Raw genomic sequence first — 2,968 nt, 5'->3', positions numbered from 1 at the left:
TCGGCGGCTCTTACCAAGTTACCGAACCATTGCAACTGCGTGCCGGTATCGCTTTCGACAAATCACCGGTTAAAAGCGCCGAAGACCGCATGAACAGCCTGCCTGACGGCAACCGTATCTGGTTCTCTGTCGGTGCTAAATATCAACTGGGTAAAAACCATGTTATCGATGCGGCGTACAGCCATATCCACATCAATGACACGGTTTACCGCACAGGCAAAGCCAGCGGCAACGACGTAGACAGCCGTGGTACATCCTCTGCCCGCTTCAAAAACAAAGCGGACATCTTGGGCTTGCAATACACTTATAAATTCAAATAATCGGATTTGAGTTGTGGATAAAAAGGCCGTCTGAAATCTTCAGACGGCCTTTTTGATTGGCAGGAATAGATGGAACAATCAACAGCCAATAAATAGCGTGCTGGGCTTTTCATATTTCTGATTTGAATGGCAGAACGGAAAGACGATAGAAAAGGGGAAAGCTGATAAATAGCTGAAGACATGGGATATTGTTTGCGCTTTAAAACGGCGTGTTACAGATTTTATAGTAGATTAAATTTAAACCAGTACGGCGTTGCCTCGCCTTGCCGTACTATTTGTACTGTCTGCGGCTTCGTTGCCTTGTCCTGATTTAAATTTAATCCACTATATTTATTCTGATGGGCAGCAATCAAAAGGCCGTCTGAAAAACAGGTTTTCAGACGGCCTTTATTTGCCGGATGGCGGCTAAGAAAGCTCAATCAGCTGCGGACTTCCAGTTCGATTTCTCTTTCCTGTTCGTCTTCAGCCGGCTTGTCCATGGTTTTTTCATCGGCCATATTGTCCAAATCACGGCCGGGTTCGGAAGCGGTATCGCCGATGGAAACGCTGTTCAGGCTTTCCAAAATAATGGCGGAGGCCAGATGGTCGGATGTGCGGTACACCATTGCCAAGCCGATTTCTTCCGCCGGAATGGAAACCAATTCAACCGTATCTTTGTCTTTCGGCTTGCGAATCAGGTTGTTGGACAGATTCACACGGACTTGGCGGCCGCGTTTGTAGAGGCTGACCACAGTGCCTTTGTCCAAGCCGTCGAGTTCGCCTTTGTCCAAAGTAATGGTTTGGAACTGGCCGGCTTCGCCCACGCCGTCGAAGATGGAAACGACTTTGGCCTGAATCGGACGGGCAGGGGCGTGAGGCATAACATTGAAGCTGTCGAGGCCTTCGGGCAGTTTCAGCAGATAGTCGTCTTTGCGGATTTCGGAAACGGCTTTTTCGATAACCAAAGGTTGCGCGGATTGGGTGCGCAGCTTCATGGCTTTGTTGACTTGGGTGTAATACTCGTTGCTTTTGAGTTTTTCGTCAGAAGCGCGGGTACGGTTTTCCAAGGCGGAGTCGGTGTAAGGCAGCGTGTTGGCGATGCCGCTGAACACAACTTCTTGGCCGAGGAATTTGCCGGTTTCCGGATCAGTGATGTTTTTATTGACGCGGTAGGTCAGGTAGCGGCCGGGTTCGGTCAGGCCGTATGCGTACACGCGGTTGCCTTGGGTGTAGAGGACGCGGTTGTCGGGGCCGGCAATCAGGCGCGGCGCGTTGGCGGTTTCTTCCGGAGCGATAATCTGCGGATGTTTCATGAACATGCGGTAGAGGTTGACATTGACGGTCGGAATGCCGTAGCCGGAAGTTTCGCGTACGCGCGGATGCAGTTTGATCACGGGAATGCCGTCTGAACGGGTTTGGGCATGTTCAAAACCCAGTCGCGGCTGACCGTTGATGTAGCGTAAAACCAACACCTGACCCGGATAGATCAGATGCGGATTGCGGATGGCGTTGCGGTTAGCGCCCCAAAGGCGGTTCCATTGCCATGGGCTGTACAGATATTTGCCGGAAATACCCCACAAGGTATCGCCGTTTTTAACGACGTAGCGTTGCGGCGCATTGGGGCGGATTTTTAAAGAAGCTGCCTGAGTGTGGGCAGAAATAGCCATGCCTGCCATGCAAAGCAGGGTTATAATACGTTGTTGCATAACCGTTCCCCTTGAAATCGATTCGGTTTGTCTTCAGATGATAAACAGAGAAGGCTGGAGTTTGCGAAACTGCCGCCCATTCATCAATACGATAACGGACGGCCTCCGTCGCGCTATCTTAACATTTTTCGGCGTTATTTTAGCATTGAATGTTGCTGTCATGACAGGAGATTGTGGCGGCGGAAACCGAATCTGTATGAAAATCACACATCAGCTTTATAAAACGAGAATATTATGGCTTTACTGAACATCCTCCAATACCCCGACGAGCGTTTGCACACGGTCGCCAAACCTGTTGAAAAAATCGACGAGCGCATCCAGATATTGGTTGCCGATATGTTTGAAACCATGTACGAAGCACGCGGTATCGGCTTGGCGGCCACTCAGGTCGACGTACACGAGCGCATCGTCGTGATGGATTTGACCGAAGACCGCAGCGAGCCGCGCGTGTTCATCAATCCCGTCATTGTCGAAAAAGACGGCGAGACGACTTATGAAGAAGGCTGTCTGTCCGTGCCGGGCATTTACGATACCGTAACCCGTGCCGAGCGTGTCAAAGTTGAAGCCTTGAACGAAAAAGGCGAGAAGTTCACGCTGGAAGCAGACGGCCTGTTGGCAATCTGCGTGCAGCACGAATTGGACCACCTGATGGGCATCGTGTTTGTCGAACACTTGTCGCAGCTGAAACAAGGCCGCATCAAAACCAAACTGAAAAAACGTCAGAAACACACCATCTGACCTGTGCATCGCTTAAAGGCCGTCTGAAAAGACAAAACAGAAGGCAGACTTCGGTTTTCAATCTTTCAGACGGCCTTTTCAGCTGAAACAGTTTGCCTAACGCGCCCATTCAAACCATTTCCACAAGGACACAACATGAAAGTCATCTTTGCCGGTACGCCCGATTTTGCCGCCGCCGCCTTGAAAGCCATCGCCGCCGCAGGTTTTGAAATTCCGCTGGTGTTG

Annotated in this window: 3 protein-coding genes and 1 pseudogene; 2 read left to right on the top strand and 2 right to left on the bottom strand. The window is 50.6% G+C overall.

What is annotated here, in order from left to right:
• A partial coding sequence (locus ACTHUT_RS16885) for an OmpP1/FadL family transporter (RefSeq protein WP_440419142.1) occupies positions 1 to 320 on the top strand: 320 nt, incomplete at its 5' end.
• Between the two features lie 224 nt (positions 321 to 544).
• On the opposite strand, the pseudogene ACTHUT_RS16880 reads toward ACTHUT_RS16885, so the two are convergent.
• Together ACTHUT_RS16880 and ACTHUT_RS16875 are read right to left on the bottom strand one after the other, a co-directional pair.
• Positions 545 to 658: pseudogene (locus ACTHUT_RS16880) on the bottom strand (IS5/IS1182 family transposase); the annotation flags it as partial.
• An 81-nt stretch (positions 659 to 739) separates the two neighbouring features.
• Positions 740 to 2,005, bottom strand: coding sequence for a LysM peptidoglycan-binding domain-containing protein (locus tag ACTHUT_RS16875; RefSeq protein ID WP_250601656.1), 1,266 nt, complete (start codon positions 2,003 to 2,005; stop codon positions 740 to 742).
• A 234-nt stretch (positions 2,006 to 2,239) separates the two neighbouring features.
• On the opposite strand from ACTHUT_RS16875, the gene def reads away from it, so the two are divergent.
• The gene (gene def, locus ACTHUT_RS16870) at positions 2,240 to 2,743 is read left to right on the top strand and encodes a peptide deformylase (protein ID WP_250601654.1); all 504 of its coding nucleotides are present in this window, start codon (positions 2,240 to 2,242) and stop codon (positions 2,741 to 2,743) included.
• The last annotated feature ends 225 nt before the right edge of the window (positions 2,744 to 2,968 follow it).

The sequence above is a fragment of the Neisseria sp. P0022.S010 genome (genome assembly GCF_051956635.1).
The sequence above is the reverse complement of the archived record's forward strand: the minus strand, read 5'-3'. Positions and strand labels throughout refer to the sequence as shown.